At 74.1% G+C, this 18029-nt stretch carries 15 protein-coding genes and 1 pseudogene; 10 read left to right on the forward strand and 6 right to left on the reverse strand.

Annotation, left to right across the window (positions count from 1 at the left end; all coding sequences use genetic code 11):
• Window positions 1–82: 82 nt before the first annotated feature.
• Window positions 83–1441 carry a Pup--protein ligase gene (gene pafA / locus AB0F58_RS14545; RefSeq protein WP_357142573.1) on the forward strand — a complete coding sequence of 453 codons (1359 nt, stop codon included), beginning with the start codon at window positions 83–85 and terminating at the stop codon, window positions 1439–1441.
• Between the two features lie 64 nt (window positions 1442–1505).
• Window positions 1506–1685 (forward strand): hypothetical protein, encoded by a 180-nt coding sequence (locus tag AB0F58_RS14550; RefSeq protein ID WP_357142574.1) that lies wholly within the window; start codon window positions 1506–1508, stop codon window positions 1683–1685.
• A gap of 98 nt (window positions 1686–1783) precedes the next feature.
• Here the strand turns inward: AB0F58_RS14550 and AB0F58_RS14555 are convergent, their stop codons facing one another.
• A complete protein-coding gene (locus tag AB0F58_RS14555) occupies window positions 1784–2866 on the reverse strand; it encodes a DUF3866 family protein (RefSeq protein WP_357142575.1) in 1083 nt (360 codons plus the stop codon).
• Window positions 2867–2935: 69 nt separating this feature from the next.
• Window positions 2936–3913, reverse strand: a complete 978-nt coding sequence (locus tag AB0F58_RS14560) for a cation diffusion facilitator family transporter (protein WP_357142576.1) — start codon at window positions 3911–3913, stop codon at window positions 2936–2938.
• 196 nt (window positions 3914–4109) lie between these two features.
• Here AB0F58_RS14560 and AB0F58_RS14565 point away from each other — a divergent pair, with 196 nt between their 5' ends.
• The 6 genes and pseudogenes from AB0F58_RS14565 to AB0F58_RS14590 all read left to right on the forward strand — a co-directional run bounded on the left by AB0F58_RS14565 (window position 4110) and on the right by AB0F58_RS14590 (window position 9101).
• Complete coding sequence (locus AB0F58_RS14565) at window positions 4110–5105, forward strand: WYL domain-containing protein (RefSeq protein ID WP_357142577.1); 996 nt, start codon at window positions 4110–4112, stop codon at window positions 5103–5105.
• A pseudogene (locus AB0F58_RS14570) lies at window positions 5102–6073 on the forward strand (YafY family protein); the annotation flags it as partial. The gene AB0F58_RS14565 and the pseudogene AB0F58_RS14570, both read left to right, overlap by 4 nt.
• Before the next feature lie 210 nt (window positions 6074–6283).
• Window positions 6284–6532: a hypothetical protein gene (locus tag AB0F58_RS14575; RefSeq protein ID WP_357142578.1), complete on the forward strand. Its 249-nt coding sequence runs from the start codon at window positions 6284–6286 to the stop codon at window positions 6530–6532.
• Window positions 6533–6733: 201 nt separating this feature from the next.
• Window positions 6734–7069 carry a Sec-independent protein translocase subunit TatA gene (gene tatA / locus AB0F58_RS14580; RefSeq protein WP_357142579.1) on the forward strand — a complete coding sequence of 112 codons (336 nt, stop codon included), beginning with the start codon at window positions 6734–6736 and terminating at the stop codon, window positions 7067–7069.
• A gap of 18 nt (window positions 7070–7087) precedes the next feature.
• Complete coding sequence (gene tatC / locus AB0F58_RS14585) at window positions 7088–8038, forward strand: twin-arginine translocase subunit TatC (RefSeq protein WP_357142580.1); 951 nt, start codon at window positions 7088–7090, stop codon at window positions 8036–8038.
• Window positions 8039–8159: 121 nt separating this feature from the next.
• A complete protein-coding gene (locus tag AB0F58_RS14590) occupies window positions 8160–9101 on the forward strand; it encodes a diacylglycerol kinase (RefSeq protein ID WP_357142581.1) in 942 nt (313 codons plus the stop codon).
• Between the two features lie 15 nt (window positions 9102–9116).
• Here the strand turns inward: AB0F58_RS14590 and AB0F58_RS14595 are convergent, their stop codons facing one another.
• Window positions 9117–9803 carry an HAD-IA family hydrolase gene (locus tag AB0F58_RS14595; protein ID WP_357142731.1) on the reverse strand — a complete coding sequence of 229 codons (687 nt, stop codon included), beginning with the start codon at window positions 9801–9803 and terminating at the stop codon, window positions 9117–9119.
• Between the two features lie 216 nt (window positions 9804–10019).
• Here AB0F58_RS14595 and AB0F58_RS14600 point away from each other — a divergent pair, with 216 nt between their 5' ends.
• Entirely contained in the window at window positions 10020–12803 is a 2784-nt protein-coding gene (locus AB0F58_RS14600; RefSeq protein WP_357142582.1) for a DEAD/DEAH box helicase, read from the forward strand.
• Between the two features lie 164 nt (window positions 12804–12967).
• A complete protein-coding gene (locus AB0F58_RS14605; protein WP_357142583.1) occupies window positions 12968–13861 on the forward strand; it encodes an MHYT domain-containing protein in 894 nt (297 codons plus the stop codon).
• A gap of 75 nt (window positions 13862–13936) precedes the next feature.
• Here the strand turns inward: AB0F58_RS14605 and AB0F58_RS14610 are convergent, their stop codons facing one another.
• The 3 genes from AB0F58_RS14610 to AB0F58_RS14620 all read right to left on the reverse strand — a co-directional run bounded on the left by AB0F58_RS14610 (window position 13937) and on the right by AB0F58_RS14620 (window position 18026).
• Window positions 13937–14857 carry a 5'-3' exonuclease gene (locus AB0F58_RS14610; protein WP_357142584.1) on the reverse strand — a complete coding sequence of 307 codons (921 nt, stop codon included), beginning with the start codon at window positions 14855–14857 and terminating at the stop codon, window positions 13937–13939.
• A gap of 83 nt (window positions 14858–14940) precedes the next feature.
• Window positions 14941–16167: a multidrug effflux MFS transporter gene (locus AB0F58_RS14615; RefSeq protein ID WP_357142732.1), complete on the reverse strand. Its 1227-nt coding sequence runs from the start codon at window positions 16165–16167 to the stop codon at window positions 14941–14943.
• A 215-nt stretch (window positions 16168–16382) separates the two neighbouring features.
• Entirely contained in the window at window positions 16383–18026 is a 1644-nt protein-coding gene (locus AB0F58_RS14620; RefSeq protein WP_357142585.1) for a hypothetical protein, read from the reverse strand.
• Window positions 18027–18029: the final 3 nt, after the last annotated feature.

Here is an 18029-nt window from a genome sequence, read left to right on the forward strand (position 1 = left end):
TGGTGCCGGTCCGACGACCGGGTGCGACAATGCCGCCGTCGAGCGCTGCCCAATTCGGGCCGTGGGGGGCTAATGTCTCTTCATGGAGCGGCGAATCTTCGGTATCGAGACCGAGTACGGCGTCACCTGTACCTACCGGGGGCAGCGGCGGCTCTCCCCTGACGAGGTCGCGCGTTACCTCTTCCGTCGGGTGGTGTCGTGGGGCCGGTCGAGCAACGTCTTCCTCCGTAACGGTGCCCGTCTCTACCTCGACGTCGGTTCGCACCCGGAGTACGCCACGCCGGAGTGCGACTCGGTGGTCGACCTGGTCGCCCACGACCGGGCCGGTGAGCGGATCCTGGAGGGTCTGCTGATCGACGCGGAGAAGCGGCTGCACGACGAGGGCATCGCGGGCGAGATCTACCTGTTCAAGAACAACACCGACTCGGCCGGCAACTCGTACGGCTGTCACGAGAACTACCTGGTCTCCCGGCACGGGGAGTTCGGGCGGCTGGCCGACGTGCTGATCCCCTTCCTGGTCACCCGACAGTTGATCTGCGGCGCGGGCAAGGTGCTCCAGACGCCGCGCGGGGCGGTGTACTGCCTCTCCCAGCGGGCCGAGCACATCTGGGAGGGGGTCTCGTCGGCGACCACCCGGAGCCGGCCGATCATCAACACCCGGGACGAGCCGCACGCCGACGCGGAGCGGTACCGCCGACTGCACGTGATCGTCGGCGACTCGAACATGAACGAGGTCACCACCCTGCTGAAGGTCGGGTCGGCGGACATCGTGCTGCGGATGATCGAGGCCGGCGTGGTGATGCGGGACCTCACCCTGGAGAATCCGATCCGGGCGATCCGCGAGGTTTCGCACGACATCACCGGCCGGCGCAAGGTGCGGCTCTCCTCCGGCAAGGAGGTCAGCGCCCTGGAGATCCAGCAGGAGTACCTCGCCCGGGCGACCGAGTTCGTCGAGCGGCGCGGCGGTGACCAGAGCGCCAAGCGGGTGGTGGAGCTGTGGGGCCGGGTGCTGCGCGCGGTGGAGACCGGTGACCTGGAGCCGGTCGCCCGCGAGATCGACTGGGTGACCAAGCTCCGGCTGATCGAGCGGTACCAGCGCAAGCACGACCTGCCGCTGTCGCACCCACGGGTCGCCCAGATGGACCTGGCGTACCACGACCTGCGGCGCGGCCGGGGTCTCTATGCCCTGCTCGAACGGCGCGGCCAGGTCGACCGGGTGACCACCGACCCGGAGATCTTCGAGGCGAAGGAGACGCCGCCGCAGACCACCCGGGCCCGGCTGCGGGGCGAGTTCATCCGGCACGCCCAGGAGAAGCGGCGGGACTTCACCGTCGACTGGGTGCACCTCAAGCTCAACGACCAGGCGCAGCGCACCGTGCTGTGCAAGGACCCGTTCCGTGCGTACGACGAGCGGGTGGAGCGGCTGATCGCGAGCATGTGACCGACCCGGGGTGTCCCGACGGGCCGGTCGGCCGGCCGGGACACCCCGGTACGCTTGCCGGGTTATGGTCAACTCCCCACCGCCGGACCGCGACCACCCCAGCTGGGTCGAGCGGCGCCGGCAGAAGATTCGTGACGAGATCGAGCGGAACCGGCGCGGTGAGTACACCGTGCCGACCTGGGTGCTCACCCTCGCCCTGGTGGCGATGGTGGGCGGTTGGCTGGCCCTGGTGTTCCTGGTCTGACCTGCCCCCGCCTCGACGGCGTTGAGCCGCACGACCGGCACCCCGACCCCGGTCGACCCGCCGCGCCCGTGCGCGACCGGCCCCCGGGGATACGGCGGTCAGCCGGCGAGGCGGGCGGCGTACCGGCCGGCCGCGGCGGCGGCCAGGAAGTACGCGTGGTCGGCGTCCAGCCCGCGCCCCATCGTCGACAGCGGCACGACGCTCGTCCGCAGCGCCGCGTCCAGCCCCTCGGTGTCGACCCGGACGATCCGGTGCCGGGCGGCCAACGGACTCAGCGCCGCGCCCACCTCGGCGTCCAGCGCCGGGTCGAGGCCCTCCGGGACGATCAGCTCCGCCGGGGCGAGCGCCACCCGTCCGTACGCGGTGAGGCTGTGGTGGGACACGCCCCGGTGCCGGGGGCGCGGGTCGGCGTCGGAGATCCGCAGCGAGCCGACCGGCCGCCCGCCGAGGACGGCGACCGCGTTGACCGCCTCGCCGACGGCCACCCCGGAGTAGCCCCACCGGGTGCCGGTGCCGAGGTTCCCCGGCCCCTGGGCGACGATGGCGACGTCGGCGTGCAGGACGTGCCGGGCGGCCAGCAGCCCGGTGTGCAGGGTGCTCGCCTCCAGGTCGCCGCCGAATGCCTGCCCGACGCTGACCGTGCCGGCGAGCTGCCCGCGCAGCCCGTCCAGGGTGCGGGAGAACCAGGCGGGCAGCGCCCCGCCGTCGGTGAGCAGGTAGGCGACCCGGCAGTCGGGCCGGTCGGCGTGCACGCCGGCCAGGATCGCCGGAAGCGCGGAGTGCAGGTCGGCGGTGACCACCGGCAGGCCGGCCAGGTCGTCGGCCTCGGCGAGCAGCCGGTGGTGCGGGGAGGCCTCCTCGTCGACACCGAGCAGGATCGGTTGCAGCGGTGTGTAGCGGGCCTTGACCAGGTGCCCGGCGTCGCGGCTGGCGGCCTGCGGCGGGTCGTCGGGCAGCCGGTCGGGCAGGGCGACGACGAGCGCGTACCCGCCGGTGCCGAGCCCCATCAGCAGCGCGCCGGCGTTGAGCAGTACCCGGTCACCGGGCTCGGGCTCGCCGACCAGAGCCGGGTAGGCCAGCGCCCGCATGGTGGCTCCGTCGGGCAGGACCACGTCGAGTTCCGTCGCGCCGTGCCACCGGCGTCGCAGTGCCGTGACCGTGCCCGTCCGCCATCGCACCATGACCGGCACGTTATCGGCGTCCGGCCGGTCGTCCACGTCCGGGTCCCCGCCGTCCGAGCCCGCCGCTGGTCAACCCGCCGGTGCCGGGTCGTCCGGGTCCGGGGCGGGGCCGGCCGCCCCGGGGCGCGCGCCGGTCGGGTCGAGGAAGACGTACCGGATCTCGGGGTAGCGGTCGGTGAGTCGCCGCTCGGCCTCGTCCGCCGCGGCCTCGATGTCGGTGCCGGTCGCGTCGTCGGAGAAGTCGACCTTGGCGGCGACCAGCACGTCGTCCGGGCCGAGCTGCATGGTGAGCAGGGTGTCGATCCGCTGCACCGTGGGCAGGGCGGCGAGTTCGTCCTCGATCTCGCGCCGGATACGCCCCGGCACCGCCCGGCCGACCAGCAGGGAGACGTTGCTGTACGCCAGGACGGTGGCCACGACCAGGAGCAGCCCTCCGATCAGGATCGAGGCGACCCCGTCGTAGAGCTCGTCCCCGGTCAGCTGGGACAGGCCCACGCCGAGGACGGCCAGCAGCAGCCCGACCAGCGCGGCACTGTCCTCCAGGAAGACCGCCTTGACGGTGGTGTCCGCGGTGAACCGCAGGAAGTGGCGCGGGGTGGTACGCCAGCGTTGCGACGCGCGCCGGACCTGCCGTACGGCGCGGGCGAGGGAGACCGACTCGATGGCGAACGAGACGGCGAGCACGACGTACGACAGGAGGTAGTCGCCGCGGTGCTCGTGGACGAGGATCGTGGTGACCCCGTGGGTGACGGCGAAGCCGGCGCCGGCCACGAAGGTGAACAACGCGGCGAGCAGCGCCCAGAGGTAGCTCTCCTTGCCGTACCCGAAGGGGTGGCGGTGGTCGGCAGGGCGCGCGCCCCGCCGCAGCGCGGCGTAGAGCAGCACCTCGGTGGTGGTGTCGGCGAGCGAGTGGACGGCCTCGGAGAGCATCGCCGCAGAGCCGGAGAGCAGTCCGGCGATCAGTTTGGCCACGGCGATCGCGAGGTTCGCGGCCCCGGCCACGACCACCGTGCCGACACTCTCGGTCCTGGCCGGCGCGCCCGCCATGGGCTCACCCTACGATCGCAACCCGTCACCTGCTCCCTGCACCGGCAGGAAGGGTCTTCGGTCACCCCATGGTGACGAGAAGGGGTTGCCGGCCACCACCGGGGCGTCGCCGCTCGCCCGGCCGGAGCGGCTGGCGGCGCGCCGCGCGTGTGGGTGCACGGACTGCGCGGGTCGGCGGGCTGCTAGCGTCTTGCACGTGTCGCGGACCCGTACCGAACGCCTGGTCAACCTGGTGATCTGCCTGCTGTCCACGCGACGGTTCCTCACCGCCGCGCAGATCGCCGCGACCGTGCCCGGCTACGAGCACGATCCGGACGACGTCCGCGACCACGAGGCGTTCCAGCGCAAGTTCGAGCGGGACAAGGCCGAGTTGCGGGAGCTGGGCGTGCCGTTGGAGACCGGTACCGCCAGTGTCTTCGACACCGAGCCGGGTTACCGGATCGCCCACCGAGAGTACGCGCTCCCCGACATCCCGCTCGAACCGGACGAGGCCGCCGCCGTGGGCATCGCGGCGCGACTGTGGCAGCACGCCGGGCTCGCCGCCGCCGCCTCCTCGGGGCTGGCGAAGCTGCGCGCCGCCGGTGTGGACGTGGACCCCCAGGCCACTCTCGGCCTGGAGCCGATGGTCACGGTGGACCCGGCGTTCGCGCCGTTGACCGCCGCCGCGCGGGATCGGCGCGACGTCAGTTTCGACTACCGCACCCCCGACGGTGACGCGCCCGCCACCCGCCGCCTCCAGCCCTGGGGGGTGGTCTGCTGGCGGGGCCGGTGGTACGTGGTCGGTCACGACCTGGACCGGGGTGCCACCCGGTGCTTCCGCCTGTCCCGGGTGGTCGGCGCGGTCCGGGTGACCGGTCGTCCCGGCGCCTACACCCCGCCGGAGGTCGACCTGATCAGCCATGTCGCCCGCTGGTCCGGGCCGGTGGAGCGGACCGGCCGGGCCACCGTCCTGGTCACCCCGGGCCGGGCCGCCGGACTGCGCCGCTGGGCGGTCGGTGGCGGCACCGGGCCGGACGGGGACCGACTGGTCCTGCCGTACGCCGACCCGGAGTCGCTGGCCGGCCAGCTCGTCGGCTACGGCCCGGACGTGCGGGTGCTGGATCCGCCGGAGGTGCGGGAGGCGGTCATCCAGCGACTGAAGGAAGTCGCGGCCCGGCACGACGAGGTCGCGGTGAGCGGAGGTGTCCGGTGAGTCGTACCGCCACCCGCCCGACCGGTTCGCGGGCCTCGGCCGACCGGCTGGCCCGCCTGCTGAACCTGGTGCCGTATCTTCTCGCCCGGCCGGGCATCGAGATCGCCGAGGCGGCGGGGGACCTCGGGGTGACCGAACGCCAGCTCCGGGAGGACCTGGAACTGCTCTGGGTGTGCGGGCTGCCCGGCTACGGTCCCGGTGACCTGATCGACATGGCGTTCGACGGCGACCGGGTCACCATCACCTACGACGCCGGCATCGACCGTCCGCTGCGGTTGACGCCGGACGAGGCGTTGGCGCTGGTCGTGGCGTTGCGGATGCTCGCCGAGACGCCGGGGGTGGCGAACCGGGAGGCGGTCGAGCGGGCCCTCGCCAAGATCGAGAACGCGGCGGGCGACACCGTGGGCGCGCCGGTCGCCGTCCGGTTGCCGGCCGACAACGAGCGGGTCGAGGCGCTGCGCGCCGCGGTGGAGGGCGGCCGGGCGCTGCGGATCACCTACTACACCCCGGCCCGGGACGAGACCACCGAGCGGGTCGTCGATCCGCTGCGGATGCTGATGGTCGGCGGTCGGGCGTACGTGGAGGCCTGGTGCCGCCGGGCCGAGGCGGTCCGGCTGTTCCGGGCGGACCGGATCGACGCGGTCACCGAGCTGGACGAGCCGGTGGCGGTGCCGCCCCAGGCCCGCTCGTACGACCTCACCGGCGGGGTGTTCCGCCCGTCAGCCGACCTGCCGCTGATCACCCTGCGGATCGGCCGGCGGGAACGCTGGATCACCGAGTACTACCCGTGTGAGCGGGTGGAGGCGGGCGAGGGCGACCACTGGCTGGTCTCGCTGCGCGTCACCGACCTGGGCTGGGCCCGCCGCTTCGTGCTCGGGTTGGGCCCGGACGCGACCGTGGTGGCCCCGGCGGAACTGGCCGAGCAGGTGCGTGCCCAGGCGCTCGCCGCCCTGGACGCGTACGCCACCTCTGCGGTGGACGACGGGGCCGCCCCCGGGGCGCCCGGTCCCGCCGCCGACGTGTCCGGCCCGGCCGTCGAGGCACCTGGTCCGGCCGTCGGGGCGCCCGGTGCGGCCGTCGGGGTGCCGGTCGTCCTCGTCGACGGAGCGGTGGAGGTGGCCGGGGCACCCGGCTCGGCCGGCCCGGCGGGCCACCCCGGCAGGCAGTAGGCTGACGCCGTGGTGAAGTGGATCGTGCTCGCGGTGGTGCTCGTCCCGCTGGTCGTGCTGGCGCTCGCCGTCCGGCCGGTGTTGGCCCGCCTGCCCCGGCTGCGCCGGGCGGCGCTGGCCCTCCAACAGCGGCAGGCCCAGGCCGAGGCGCTCCAGTCGACCGCCGAGGTGCTCCAGGAACGGGCCGAGGGTTTGCAGCGGCGGATCGCCACCGCCCAGCAGCGAATTGAGGTCATCAATGCGCGGCGGGGCGGCTGACCGCCACTCGACGTCCACTCGTCGGGTGATCGTGAGCTGCGGTGCGGGTTTCCGGAGACGGTTGACGGGACACCCGGGGTTGACCGAGACTTCACCGGCCGGACCGCACAGCCAGCGGGCCGGCGGGTGGCGGAAGCGCGCGGCGCACGTACGATGGGCTGCGACACATCACCCCGACACACAGAGCGACTGGAGCTTTCCATGGGTGCCCTCAAGCCGTGGCACATCGCCGTACTCGTGGTCGTGCTGATCCTGCTCTTCGGCGCGAAGCGGCTTCCCGACGCGGCCCGTTCGCTGGGTCGCTCGTTGCGCATCATCAAGGCGGAGACCAAGAGCCTGCACGAGGACGACCGCGACCTGGCCGAGAAGGCCGACGCCCAGGCCGGCTACCAGACGCTGCCGCCGCAGGCCGCCCAGCAGGCGCCCTACGCCGCGCACCCGCAGCAGGCACCCCACGTCGGTCAGCCGTACCAGGCGCCGCAGCAGCCGGTCGCGCCCCCGGTCGTCGACCCGGTGCAGCGCGTCCGCGAGAACTGACCGGAAGGCCGGACAACCGTGCGCTTCGGCCTCCGCAAGCGCGGTCCGAGCAGCTTCGAACGGGCCGCCGAAGGCTCGATGACGCTGGTCGAGCACTTCCGTGAGCTGCGTAACCGACTCTTCCGGGCGTCGCTGGCGATCCTGATCGGCTTCGGCTTCGGGCTCTGGCTGGCCGGGCCGGTCCTGAACATTCTCCGCAAGCCGTACTGCGACCTGCCGAAGTTCCAGGAGACCGGCGCGAGCTGCGACTTCGTCCAGCTCGGGCCGGCGGACCTCTTCCTGCTCAACCTGAAGATCGGTCTCTGGGTCGGCCTGATCATCGCCGCCCCGGTCTGGCTCTACCAGCTCTGGGCGTTCATCGCCCCCGGCCTGCACCGGCACGAGCGGCGGTACGCGTACGTCTTCACCGGCCTGGCCGCCCCGCTGTTCGCGGCCGGTGCGCTGCTGGCGTACTTCGTCACCGCGAAGGGTCTGGAGTTCCTGCTCAACGTCGCCGGGAGCGAGATCCAGACGACCCTGGACATCACCCGGTACGTCTCCTTCGTCACCAACCTGATCCTGTTGTTCGGGGTGGCGTTCGAGTTCCCGTTGATCGTGTTGATGCTCAACTTCGTCGGGCTGGCCAGCGCCCGGCGGCTGCTGGGCTGGTGGCGGATCGCGGTCTTCCTGTTCTTCGCGTTCGCCGCAGTGGTCACCCCGACGCCGGATCCGTTCGGCATGACGGCGTTGGCGCTCTGCCTCTGTCTGCTCTACTTCGCCGCGGTCGGGGTGGCGTTCCTCAACGACCGGCGCAAGGGCCGTGACAAGGAGGTCTACGCCGGCATCGACGACGACGAGGCCTCCCCGCTCCCGTCCGAGCCGGAGCCGGTCGCCGCCGGTGACCGGGTGGACGCGAGCGCGCCGATCGCCGCCCCGGACCGGATCCCCGCGCCGGCACCGATCGACCGCCGGTACGACGGCATGACCTGATCCGCACCAACGCACGAAGCGGTGGCCGGGGCTCCCGGCCACCGCTTCGTGCGTAGCCGGGAGTGCTGCCACTGCCCGGCAGCCGTTGGGGGGAACACGGAGGCGGGCCGGTCGCGCTACCGTGCTGGCCGTGACCGCAGACGATCACCCGCCCGTCGCCCCGTCGCCCGAGGGGCCCGTCGCCGTGCTGGCCAACCCGACCGCCGGCCGGGGGCGGCACCGAGGGCTGCTGCCCCGGCTGCTGGACCGGCTGGCGACCGCCGGACGGCCGGTTCGGTTGCTCGACGCGGGCAGCCCGGAGGAGGCCGAAGCGGCGTGCCGCGTGGCGGTCGTGGAGGGTGTGTCGGCGCTGGTGGCCATCGGGGGCGACGGTACCGTGCACCGTGCGTTGCAGGCGGTGGCCGGCACGGCGGTGCCGTTCGGTGCGGTGCCCGCCGGCACCGGCAACGACTTCGCCGTCGACACCGGATATCCGGCCGATCCGCTGGCTGCGGTGGAGGTGGTCGCCGCCGCCCTGCGGGACGGCCGGAGCCATCCGGTCGACCTGGCCCGGATGACCGGTGCCGACGGGGTCCACCGCTGGTACGGGGCGGTTCTGGCCGCCGGCTTCGACGCCATCGTCAACGAGCGGGCCAACCGGATGCGCTGGCCCCGCGGTCCCCGCCGGTACGACGTGGCGATCCTGGTGGAGCTGGCCCGGCTGCGCCCGCGCCGCTACACGCTGCGTATCGACGGGGAGGCGCAGGAGATCGACGCGGTACTGGTGGCGATCGGCAACTGCGCCAGCTACGGCGGCGGGATGCGGATCTGCCCGGACGCGGACCCGACGGACGGGCTGCTGGACGTGGTGGTCGGCGGCCGTTTCGACCGGCGCACCCTGATCCGGGTCAAGCCGCGGATCTACCGGGGCACCCACGTGCGGCACCCGCTGGTGCGCACCTACCGGGCGCGGACCGTGGAGCTGGCGGCCGAGGGGATCACCACGTACGCCGACGGGGAACGGTCACTGTGCCTGCCGGTGACGGTCACCGCGGTACCGGCGGCGGTGCGGCTGCTGCGCTGACCCGGACCGAGGGGGTCAGGCCGGCAGGGCCAGGTCGAGCACGGCACCGAGCCCGTTGGCCCGGCCCGCCTCGGCCGGGGGCAGCACCAGCACCGCGCAGCCCGCCCCGACCGCTCCCGCGTCCGCCGGGGTGTCGCCGACCATCAGCGCCCGCTCCGGGTCGACCCCGACCATGCCGCAGGCGCGCAGGAAGATGCCCGGGTCCGGCTTGCAGCGCCCCACCTCGTAGGAGAGCGCGAAGGCGTCGACCAGTTCGGTGAGCCCCCAGGCGTCGAACAGCGGTCGCAGGTCGAAGCCGATGTTGCTGACCACCGCCACCTTGACGCCCGCCGCCCGTAGCGCCGCCATGGTGGGGGCGGTGTCCGGGTAGGGCACCCAGCCGTCCGGACCCAGCACCCGCTCGTAGAGGGCGTCGGCGAGGCCCTCGATCCCGGCGTCCACCGTCGCGGCCAGCCCGGTGTAGGCGGCCCGGTGGGCGTGCGGATAGAGGTCCCGGTCGGACCACACCTCGGCCAGCCGGGGCGGCACCCGGTGCGGCAGCGGCCCGCCGGCCCGGCCGGCGGTGAGCAGCCGGTCGGCCAGCACCGTCGCACGCATCCGTTCCAGCGGCACCCCGCAGCTCGCCGCCGCGGCCACCACCCACTCCCGAGCGTCCTCCACCTGGGCCAGGGTGCCGTGGAAATCGAACAGGACCGCCTCGATCCGACGGCGGGGAAGCTCCCGGCTGTCGGCGGCGCGGTTGGCACGGGGGTCGGGCGCATGGGCATGATCCGGCACGAGGTGCACCCTACCGACCGCCCCCGACGGGCCTGGCGGACGGCCTTGCCGAGGACGGTGCGGATGCGTTGGACCGCCGGGGCGGGGACGCTGGACGGCCTTGACGGGTGCGCCGGGCGGGGACGCATTAATCTTGGGGGCATGTCGAGCCCCGCCGAGCGGTACGCCGCGGCGCGCCGCCGGGCCGCGCAGGCCTCCCTCTTCCCGGCACTGGACGAATTCGCCTTCGATCTGGGGTTCGACCTCGACGACTTCCAGCGCGAGGCGTGTCAGGCCCTGGAACGGGGCAGCGGGGTGCTGGTCTGCGCCCCGACCGGCGCGGGCAAGACCGTGGTCGGCGAGTTCGCCGTGCACCTGGCGCTGCGCGGCACCCCGGCCCGGCCGGTGTCGGCCGGGGAACCCCGGCGCAAGTGCTTCTACACCACCCCGATCAAGGCGCTGTCCAACCAGAAGTACCACGACCTGGTCGACCGGTACGGCGCCGACCAGGTGGGCCTGCTCACCGGTGACAACGCGATCAACGGCGACGCGCCCGTGGTGGTGATGACCACCGAGGTCCTGCGCAACATGCTCTACGCCGGCTCGAGCACCCTCGAGGGCCTGGCGTACGTGGTGATGGACGAGGTGCACTACCTCGCCGACCGGTTCCGGGGCGGGGTCTGGGAAGAGGTGATCATCCACCTGCCCGCGTCGGTCACCCTGGTCTCCCTCTCCGCGACCGTCTCCAACGCCGAGGAGTTCGCCGACTGGCTGGTCACCGTCCGCGGCGAGACCGCCGTGGTGGTCAGTGAGCACCGGCCGGTGCCGCTGTGGCAGCACATGCTCGTCGGCAGACGGATGTTCGACCTGTTCCACGACGCCGACGCGGCCCGCAAGCACGACGTCCATCCGGAACTGCTGCGCTACACCCGCGACACGCTGCGTCGCCTGGAGTTGGGGGAGGTGCGCGGCACCGGCGCGGACCGGCGGCGCGGCCCCCGCTGGCGGGGACCGTTGCGGCCGGACATCGTCGAACGGCTGGACCGCGAGGGGCTGCTCCCGGCGATCCTGTTCATCTTCAGCCGGGCCGGCTGCCACGCGGCGGTGGAGCAGTGCCTCGCCGCCGGGCTGCGGCTCACCTCGCCGGAGGAACGCGCCGAGATCCGCCGGGTGGTGGAGAGCCGGGTCACCGCCATCCCCAGCGAGGACCTCTCCGTCCTCGGCTACTGGGAGTGGCTCGACGGGCTGGAACGTGGCCTCGCCGCCCACCACGCGGGCATGCTGCCGGCGTTCAAGGAGGTCGTCGAGGAGCTGTTCGTCCGGGGCCTGGTCAAGGCGGTCTTCGCCACCGAGACCCTCGCCCTGGGCATCAACATGCCGGCGCGCTGCGTGGTGCTGGAACGGTTGGTGAAGTACAACGGCGAGGCCCACGTCGACCTGACGCCCGGCGAGTACACCCAGCTCACCGGCCGGGCCGGTCGGCGGGGCATCGACGTCGAGGGGCACGCGGTGGTGGTCTGGTCACCGGAGACCGACCCCCGGCACGTGGCCGGACTCGCCTCCACCCGGACGTACCCGCTGCGGTCGAGTTTCCGGCCGTCGTACAACATGGCGGTGAACCTGGTCGGCAGCGTCGGCGCGGAGCCGGCCCGGGCGCTGCTGGAGTCGTCGTTCGCGCAGTTCCAGGCGGACCGCTCGGTGGTCGGCCTGGCCCGCCAGGTGCAGCGCAACACCGAGACCATGGACGCGTACGGCGCGGAGGCGGTCTGCCACCAGGGCGACTTCGACGAGTACTTCGCACTGCGGGTGGCGATCGGCGACCGGGAGCGTTCGCTGGCCCGGCAGGGGCAGACCCAGCGCAAGGCGGCGGCGATCGCCTCGCTGGAGCGGCTGCGGGTCGGCGACGTGATCCGGGTGCCGTCGGGGCGGCGGGCCGGCCTGGCGGTCGTCATCGACCCCGCCACCGGCGGGTTCGGCGAGCCCCGACCGCTGGTGCTTACCCAGGACCGCTGGGCGGGACGGATCACCGCCGCCGACTTCACCGCCCCGGCCGAGGTGCTCGCCCGGATCCGGGTGCCCAAGCACTTCAACCACCGCTCCCCGGCGGCCCGTCGGGACCTCGCCGCCGAGGTCGGCGGCACCGGCCTGGACCGGCACGGCGGGCGGCGCGGCGGACGGTCCCGGCAGGCGGCGGGGGAGGACCACCGGCTGACCCAGCTCCGCTCGGAGCTGCGCAGTCACCCGTGCCACGCCTGCCCGGAACGGGAGGAGCACGCCCGCTGGGCGGAGCGCCGCCGCCGGCTGGAACGCGACACCGAGGAACTGCGCCAGCGGGTGTCCGGCCGGACGGGCTCGCTGGCCCGTACCTTCGACCGCATCGTGGCGCTGCTCACCGCCCGGGGCTACCTCACCACCGACGGGTCGGTCACCGACGCCGGTCGGATGCTGTCCCGGATCTGGACCGAGGCGGACCTGCTGGTCGCGGAGTGCCTGCGCCGGGGCGTCTGGGACGGGCTCTCCCCGGCCGAACTGGCCGCCGCGGTGTCGGTGGTGGTCTTCGAGGCCCGGCGGGACGTCGACGAGCGGGCCTCGGTGCCGCGCGGTGCGGTCGTCGACGCGGTCGACGCGACCCTGAAACTGTGGAGCGAGATCGAGACGGACGAGGCGTCCCGAGGGCTCAGCGTCACCCGGGAACCCGACCTGGGCTTCGCCTGGCCGATCTACCGGTGGGCCCGGGGTGAGGCCCTGGCCAAGGTGCTGGCCAGTGGCCACCAGCTCGACGGCGAGATGCCGGCCGGGGACTTCGTCCGGTGGGCCCGGCAGGTGGTCGACCTGCTCGGACAGCTCGCCGACTCCGGTGGGGCCTCCAGCGACCTGCGCGCCACCGCCCGGCAGGCGATCGCGGCGGTCAACCGGGGAGTCCTGGCGTACCACGCTCCCGCCTGACCATGACAGCGTGTGGTTGCCGAGTGGCAATCGACGCATCGCACGGTCACTGCAACGGCACCCCCCGGATCGTCGGGGGGTGCCGTTTTGCCTGGTGAGGGCGTCCCGGATCATTGCTCGGGCGCAAGCTGCGCGCCGGTGGAGCTTCCGGGGAGAAGGTCGTCGTGGCAACGGTCAGTCATTTCGAGTACGGGTGGATCACGCCCGCGCTGAGCTACGCCCTGTCCGTGCTCGGGTCGTTCCTCGGGCTGGTCTGTGCCGGCCGTAGCCGTACCGCCGGTTCCGGCGGGCAACGGGTCTGGTGGGGGATCCTGGCCGCCTGGGCGATCGGCGGCACCGCCATCTGGAGCATGCACTTCATGGCGATGCTCGGGTTCGCGGTCGGGGGCACGCGTATCCGGTACGACGTCCCGCTCACCGTGGCCAGCGCGGTCATCGCCGTGGTGGCGGTCGGGATCGGGCTGGCCATCGTCGGCACCGGGCGGATCTCCGTGGCGCGGATCGTCGTCGGTGGCGTCTTCACCGGGGCCGGGGTCGCCGCCATGCACTACACCGGCATGGCGGCGCTACGGCTGCACGGGAACCTCGACTACGACCCCGTCCGGGTGGCCCTGTCGGTGGCGATCGCGGTGGTGGCGGCCACCGTGGCGCTCTGGTTGGCGGTGACCGTCCGCCGGCTGCTCGCCCTCGTCGGCTCGGCGCTGGTGATGGGCGTCGCGGTCAACGGCATGCACTTCACCGGCATGAGCGCCCTCACCGTGCACCTGCACGACCGGCAGGGCCAGCTTCCCGGCGCGGGCTTCAGTACCCTGCTGGTGCCGATCGTGCTCGCGGTGATCTTCGTGGTGGTCGGCCTGGTGTACGCCCTGCTGGCCGCCCCGACCGAGGAGGACCGGGCGGGTACGGCGTATCTGGACGCCCGACGGGAACCCGCCCCGACCACCGCCGGGCCGGCCACCCCGCCGGACCCGGCCGGGCTGCGCGCCCACTCCGCCCGGAGCACCCTCGGCCAGCCCGGCACCCCCTTCCCCCGGCGCCGCGACGACGCCCCCCGCTGACCACCCCTCCCGGCGCGGCGCACGCTCGTGGCGGCCGGGACGGCGGGACGGGTGGGGTACCGGGAGCCGTCCGCGTCAGGGTTGCCCGGCGAGGGCGTCGACCAGCCGCCGGACCGGGCTGGCCAGGTTCCAGCGCTCGGCCAGCTCCAGCAGCCGCTCCGGGTCGACCGGAGCCGCCGGCAGCGTGGTGGCGATCGGGCCGAGGGGTACGTCCCGGGCCACCCGTACCACCGTCGGGGCGACCGCCAGGTAGTCCCGTGCCCCGTCGAGCTTGGCCCGTAGGCCGGGGGCGAAGCCGGAGTCGGGCTCGTCCAGCGCGGCGAGGATGCCGCTGACGCTGTGGTACCGCTCGATCAGGCGGGCGGCGGTCTTCTCCCCGACGCCGGGTACGCCGGGCAGGCCGTCGCTGGGGTCGCCGCGCAGCGCGGCGAAGTCGGCGTACCGGTGGGCGGGCACGCCGTACCGGGTCCGTACCGCCGCGTCGTCGCAGTCCTCGAGTTTCGCCACGCCCCGGCCGACGTAGAGCAGCCGCACCGGCCGGGCGTCGTCGACGAGCTGGAAGAGGTCCCGGTCCCCGGAGACCACCTCGACGGGGGCGGGTTCGGTGGTGGCGAGGGTGCCGAGCACGTCGTCGGCCTCGTAGCCGTCGGCCCCCACCGTCGGGATGCCGATCGCGGCGAGCACGTCGAGGATCACCGGCACCTGGGGGCCGAGCGTGTCGGGCACGACCTCGCCCTCGCCCTCGCCGGCGAGACGGTGCGTCTTGTACGACGGCAGCAGCGCCACCCGCCACTGCGGCCGCCAGTCGTAGTCGAGGGCGCAGACCATCCGGTCCGGTCGGCGGGTGCGGACCAGCGTGGCGAGCATGTCGAGGAAGCCGCGCACCGCGTTGACCGGGCTGCCGTCGACGGCCCGCGCGCTGGACTCCGGGACGCCGAAGTAGGCGCGGAAGTAGAGGCTGGGAGCGTCGATGAGGAGGAGAGGTCGCTGAGCCACCCGGACAGCCTGGCACAACCGTGCCGGCCGGTGGCGGGCGACGCCCGGTGCGGGGCGTCGGCGGGTGGTGGGTGGCGGCTGGTTCAGTGTGCCGGGCCGGCCACCACCGGTGCCGCGTCGAGCGTGCCGAGCCGGGCCGGCCGGACCACGGCCAGCAGGACGACCAGCGCACACGCCATGCCACCGGCCACCACCAGCGCCATCGCCACGGCCCCGGTACCGAGCACGCCGACCAGCGGAGCGGCGACCGCGCCCACGCCGAACTGCACCGCGCCGAGCAGCGCCGACGCGGTGCCCGCCGCCTCGCCGTGCCGGGACAGCGCCAGCGCGGGGGCGTTGGGCATCGCCAACCCGGCCGCCGCCAGCACCACCCAGAGGGTGGCCAGCAGGGCGGGCAGCCCGCCGAGACCGGTGGCCGCGAAGACGAGCAGCCCCAGCGCGGCCACGGTGCCGCCGACGAGGGAGACCACCAGGATCCGCTGCGGGGTGTAGCGCCGCAGCAGCCGGACGTTGAGCTGCGTGGCCAGGATCAGGCCCACCGCGCCCGCGCCGAAGGCCAGGCCGAACTCCTGCTCGTCGAGGCCGTACTGGTCCTGGAGCACGAACGACGACCCGGCGACGTACGCGAACAGCGCCGCCATCGCGAGGCCGGCGACCAGGATCAGCCCCACGAAGATCCGGTCCCGCAGCAGCGTCCCGTACGTCCGCGCGGTGTCGACCATCCGGCCGGAGCGGCGCAGCGCCACCGGCAGGGTCTCCCGCAGGCCGAGGGCGGCCACGGCGATCAGGGCCACCCCGAAGACCGCGAGCACCACGAAGATCCCCCGCCAGCTGGTCCAGCGCAGCACCTCGCTGCCGAGCGTGGGGGCCAGGATCGGCGCGACGCCCATCACCAGCATCAGCCGGGAGAAGAGGGTGGCGAACGCGGCCCCGCTGAACAGGTCACGGACGACGGCCATGGCGACGACCGCCGTCGCGGCCGTGCCGAGACCCTGCACCACCCGCAGCGCGCCGAGCACCTCCACGGAGGGCGCGACCACGCAGAGCAGCGACGCCAGCACGTGCACCGTGGTGCCCACCAGCAGGGGCGTCCGGCGGCCCAGCGCGTCGGAGAGCGGACCGATCACCAGTTGACCGACCGCGAGCCCGGCGAGCGTGCCGGTGAGGGTGAGTTGGACCGCTGCCTCGCTGGTGTGCAGGTCGTCCACGATCGACGGCAGCGCAGGTAGATACATGTCGATGGTCAGCGGCCCGATCGCGATGAGGGAACCGAGGACCAGAACGAGCCGGAGCCGCTGACCCGGGCTCATCAGCTCGCCCGGGGTCGACGCCGGTGGTGCCACGGCCTGCCTGGTGGTACTCACCGGACACCGCCGGTCTGATCGTCTGTGCTCATGTCTGCGACCAAATGCCGACGGCGGCCAGGCATTCCCGCCCGGCGTCAGAGGTGCGCAGGGTCACACCCGGCACGCTACCGGTCGCAGGGGCCTCCGGACGGCGTCGATCCGCAGATCGAGTCGGCCCGTCAGCCGGTCCGGCACTGGTAGCGGAAGATGGTCCGTCCTTGGATGGGGGTGGGTTCGGTGATGTTGACGACGGCGGTCTCCGTGGCCGAGCCGGTCCCGCTGAAGGCCCACTTCAGGTGCAGGGTCACCGTCCGCTGGCCCCGGGACACCCGCTGGGTGAGCAGGCCGCCCGGCTCGGCCCCGCCGCGCAGCCACTGGTAGCGGATGGTGCCGGCCCGGCCGTTGGTCTGCACGGTCGCCACCACGTCCACGGTCACGTCGCAGCGTTCGGCGGGGGGCTCGGCCACGGCCACCTGTACCGAGCGGACCTCCAGCGGACTCAGCCGTTGCCAGAGGTGCAGACCCACCGCGACCAGCAGGGCGAGGGTGAGCAACGTCGACAGGACCGAGCCGATCAGCTTCCAGCGGGAACGACGCGGCCGGGGCGGTACCGGCGGGCGCTGCCAGCTCGGTGCGGCCGGTGGCCCGGCGGGCACGCCCGGCCCGAATCGCACCTCGGCGGCGGTGGGGAGAGGGAGGGACCCGCCGTCGGACCCGTACCGGTCCGCCGGTCCGCTGGTCGTCGTCCGGCCCGGGAAGTCGGCGGTGGCCGGGTACCCGGCGGTGGCCGTCGGCTCCCCCGACCGGTACGTCCGGCCCGGCTGGGACGGCTGCTCGGGCAGCAGCGTCGGTATCCGTACCGACCCGAACGGGTCCACCGGCGGTGACATCGACAGCGCGGTGGTCGGGGCGTCGTCCGGCAGCACCGCCGTCGGCGCACCGGACGTGACCGCCCCGGGGGACGGAGCCGCCCCAGGGAACGCCTCGGTGGGTACGGCGGCCGTGGGCACGGTCTCGGTGGGCGTCGACGGCGTGGGGATCGACTCGGTCGGCACACTGCCGTACCAGGCGTTCTCGGGCGGCAGGGACTGCCCGGCGGCCACCGTGGGTTCCTCCCGCGCGGCCCGGTGCCCCCGGACGGCGACGGCGGCGAGCAGTCCCGTCCGCCCGTCGGATCCCACCGGCAGCGGGCGGTCGCGCAGGTCCCGTACCGCCTGGGCCAGGTCCTGCTCGCCGCGGGCGGCACAGCGCAGCAGCAGGTCGGCGCCGGACTGCCCGGCACACCACCGGGCGACCAGCCAGCGGACCAGTTCCGCCCACGCCCGGCGGTCCGTCGCCGGGTCGGCGGGCGCGCCGTGCAGGGCCGGCAGCAGGGCCGTCTCGGTGAGCGTCACCGCACCGAGACCGGTGACCACAACCGTGCGGCCGTGTACCGCGCCGTGGCCGAGGCCGGCGGCGTGCAGCGCGACGAGGGTCCGGGCGGTCTCCACGGCGACCATGGCCACCGCCGGCACGTCGAGGGCGGCCTCCGGGGTCTCCGCCAGCTCCGACAGCGTCGACCCGGACGCCCCGGTGGCGACCAGCCACAGCGCGCCGTTGTGCCGGATCGGCTCCCCGCCGCCGGACAGGCCGCCGTGGCGCAGGGCGGCCACCGCACGGGTCGCCGCGGTCACCCGGTCCGCCAGCGCCGGGTCGGGGGCGGCGATCCGCAGCACGAGCTGCTCGGTGCCGTCCGGGGTCAGCGCCCGCCACCAGGTGCCGCAGACGCCGGCGTGCGCGGGCCCCACCACGCGGGCCCCGGTGGGCAGGGTCGGTTGGTTCATCGG

It is taken from the genome of Micromonospora sp. NPDC023956, assembly GCF_040639195.1.
GTDB lineage: Bacteria > Actinomycetota > Actinomycetes > Mycobacteriales > Micromonosporaceae > Micromonospora.

Bases quoted from the DNA above. Each gene is read 5' to 3' on its own strand.
- AB0F58_RS14615 (WP_357142732.1), bottom strand. From the start codon at position 16,167: ATGAGCCCGGGTCAGCGGCTCCGGCTCGTTCTGGTCCTCGGTTCCCTC.
- tatA (WP_357142579.1), top strand. From the start codon at position 6,734: ATGGGTGCCCTCAAGCCGTGGCACATCGCCGTACTCGTGGTCGTGCTG.
- AB0F58_RS14550 (WP_357142574.1), top strand. From the start codon at position 1,506: ATGGTCAACTCCCCACCGCCGGACCGCGACCACCCCAGCTGGGTCGAG.
- AB0F58_RS14600 (WP_357142582.1), top strand. From the start codon at position 10,020: ATGTCGAGCCCCGCCGAGCGGTACGCCGCGGCGCGCCGCCGGGCCGCG.
- AB0F58_RS14555 (WP_357142575.1), bottom strand. From the start codon at position 2,866: ATGGTGCGATGGCGGACGGGCACGGTCACGGCACTGCGACGCCGGTGG.
- pafA (WP_357142573.1), top strand. From the start codon at position 83: ATGGAGCGGCGAATCTTCGGTATCGAGACCGAGTACGGCGTCACCTGT.
- AB0F58_RS14560 (WP_357142576.1), bottom strand. From the start codon at position 3,913: ATGGCGGGCGCGCCGGCCAGGACCGAGAGTGTCGGCACGGTGGTCGTG.
- AB0F58_RS14620 (WP_357142585.1), bottom strand. From the start codon at position 18,026: ATGAACCAACCGACCCTGCCCACCGGGGCCCGCGTGGTGGGGCCCGCG.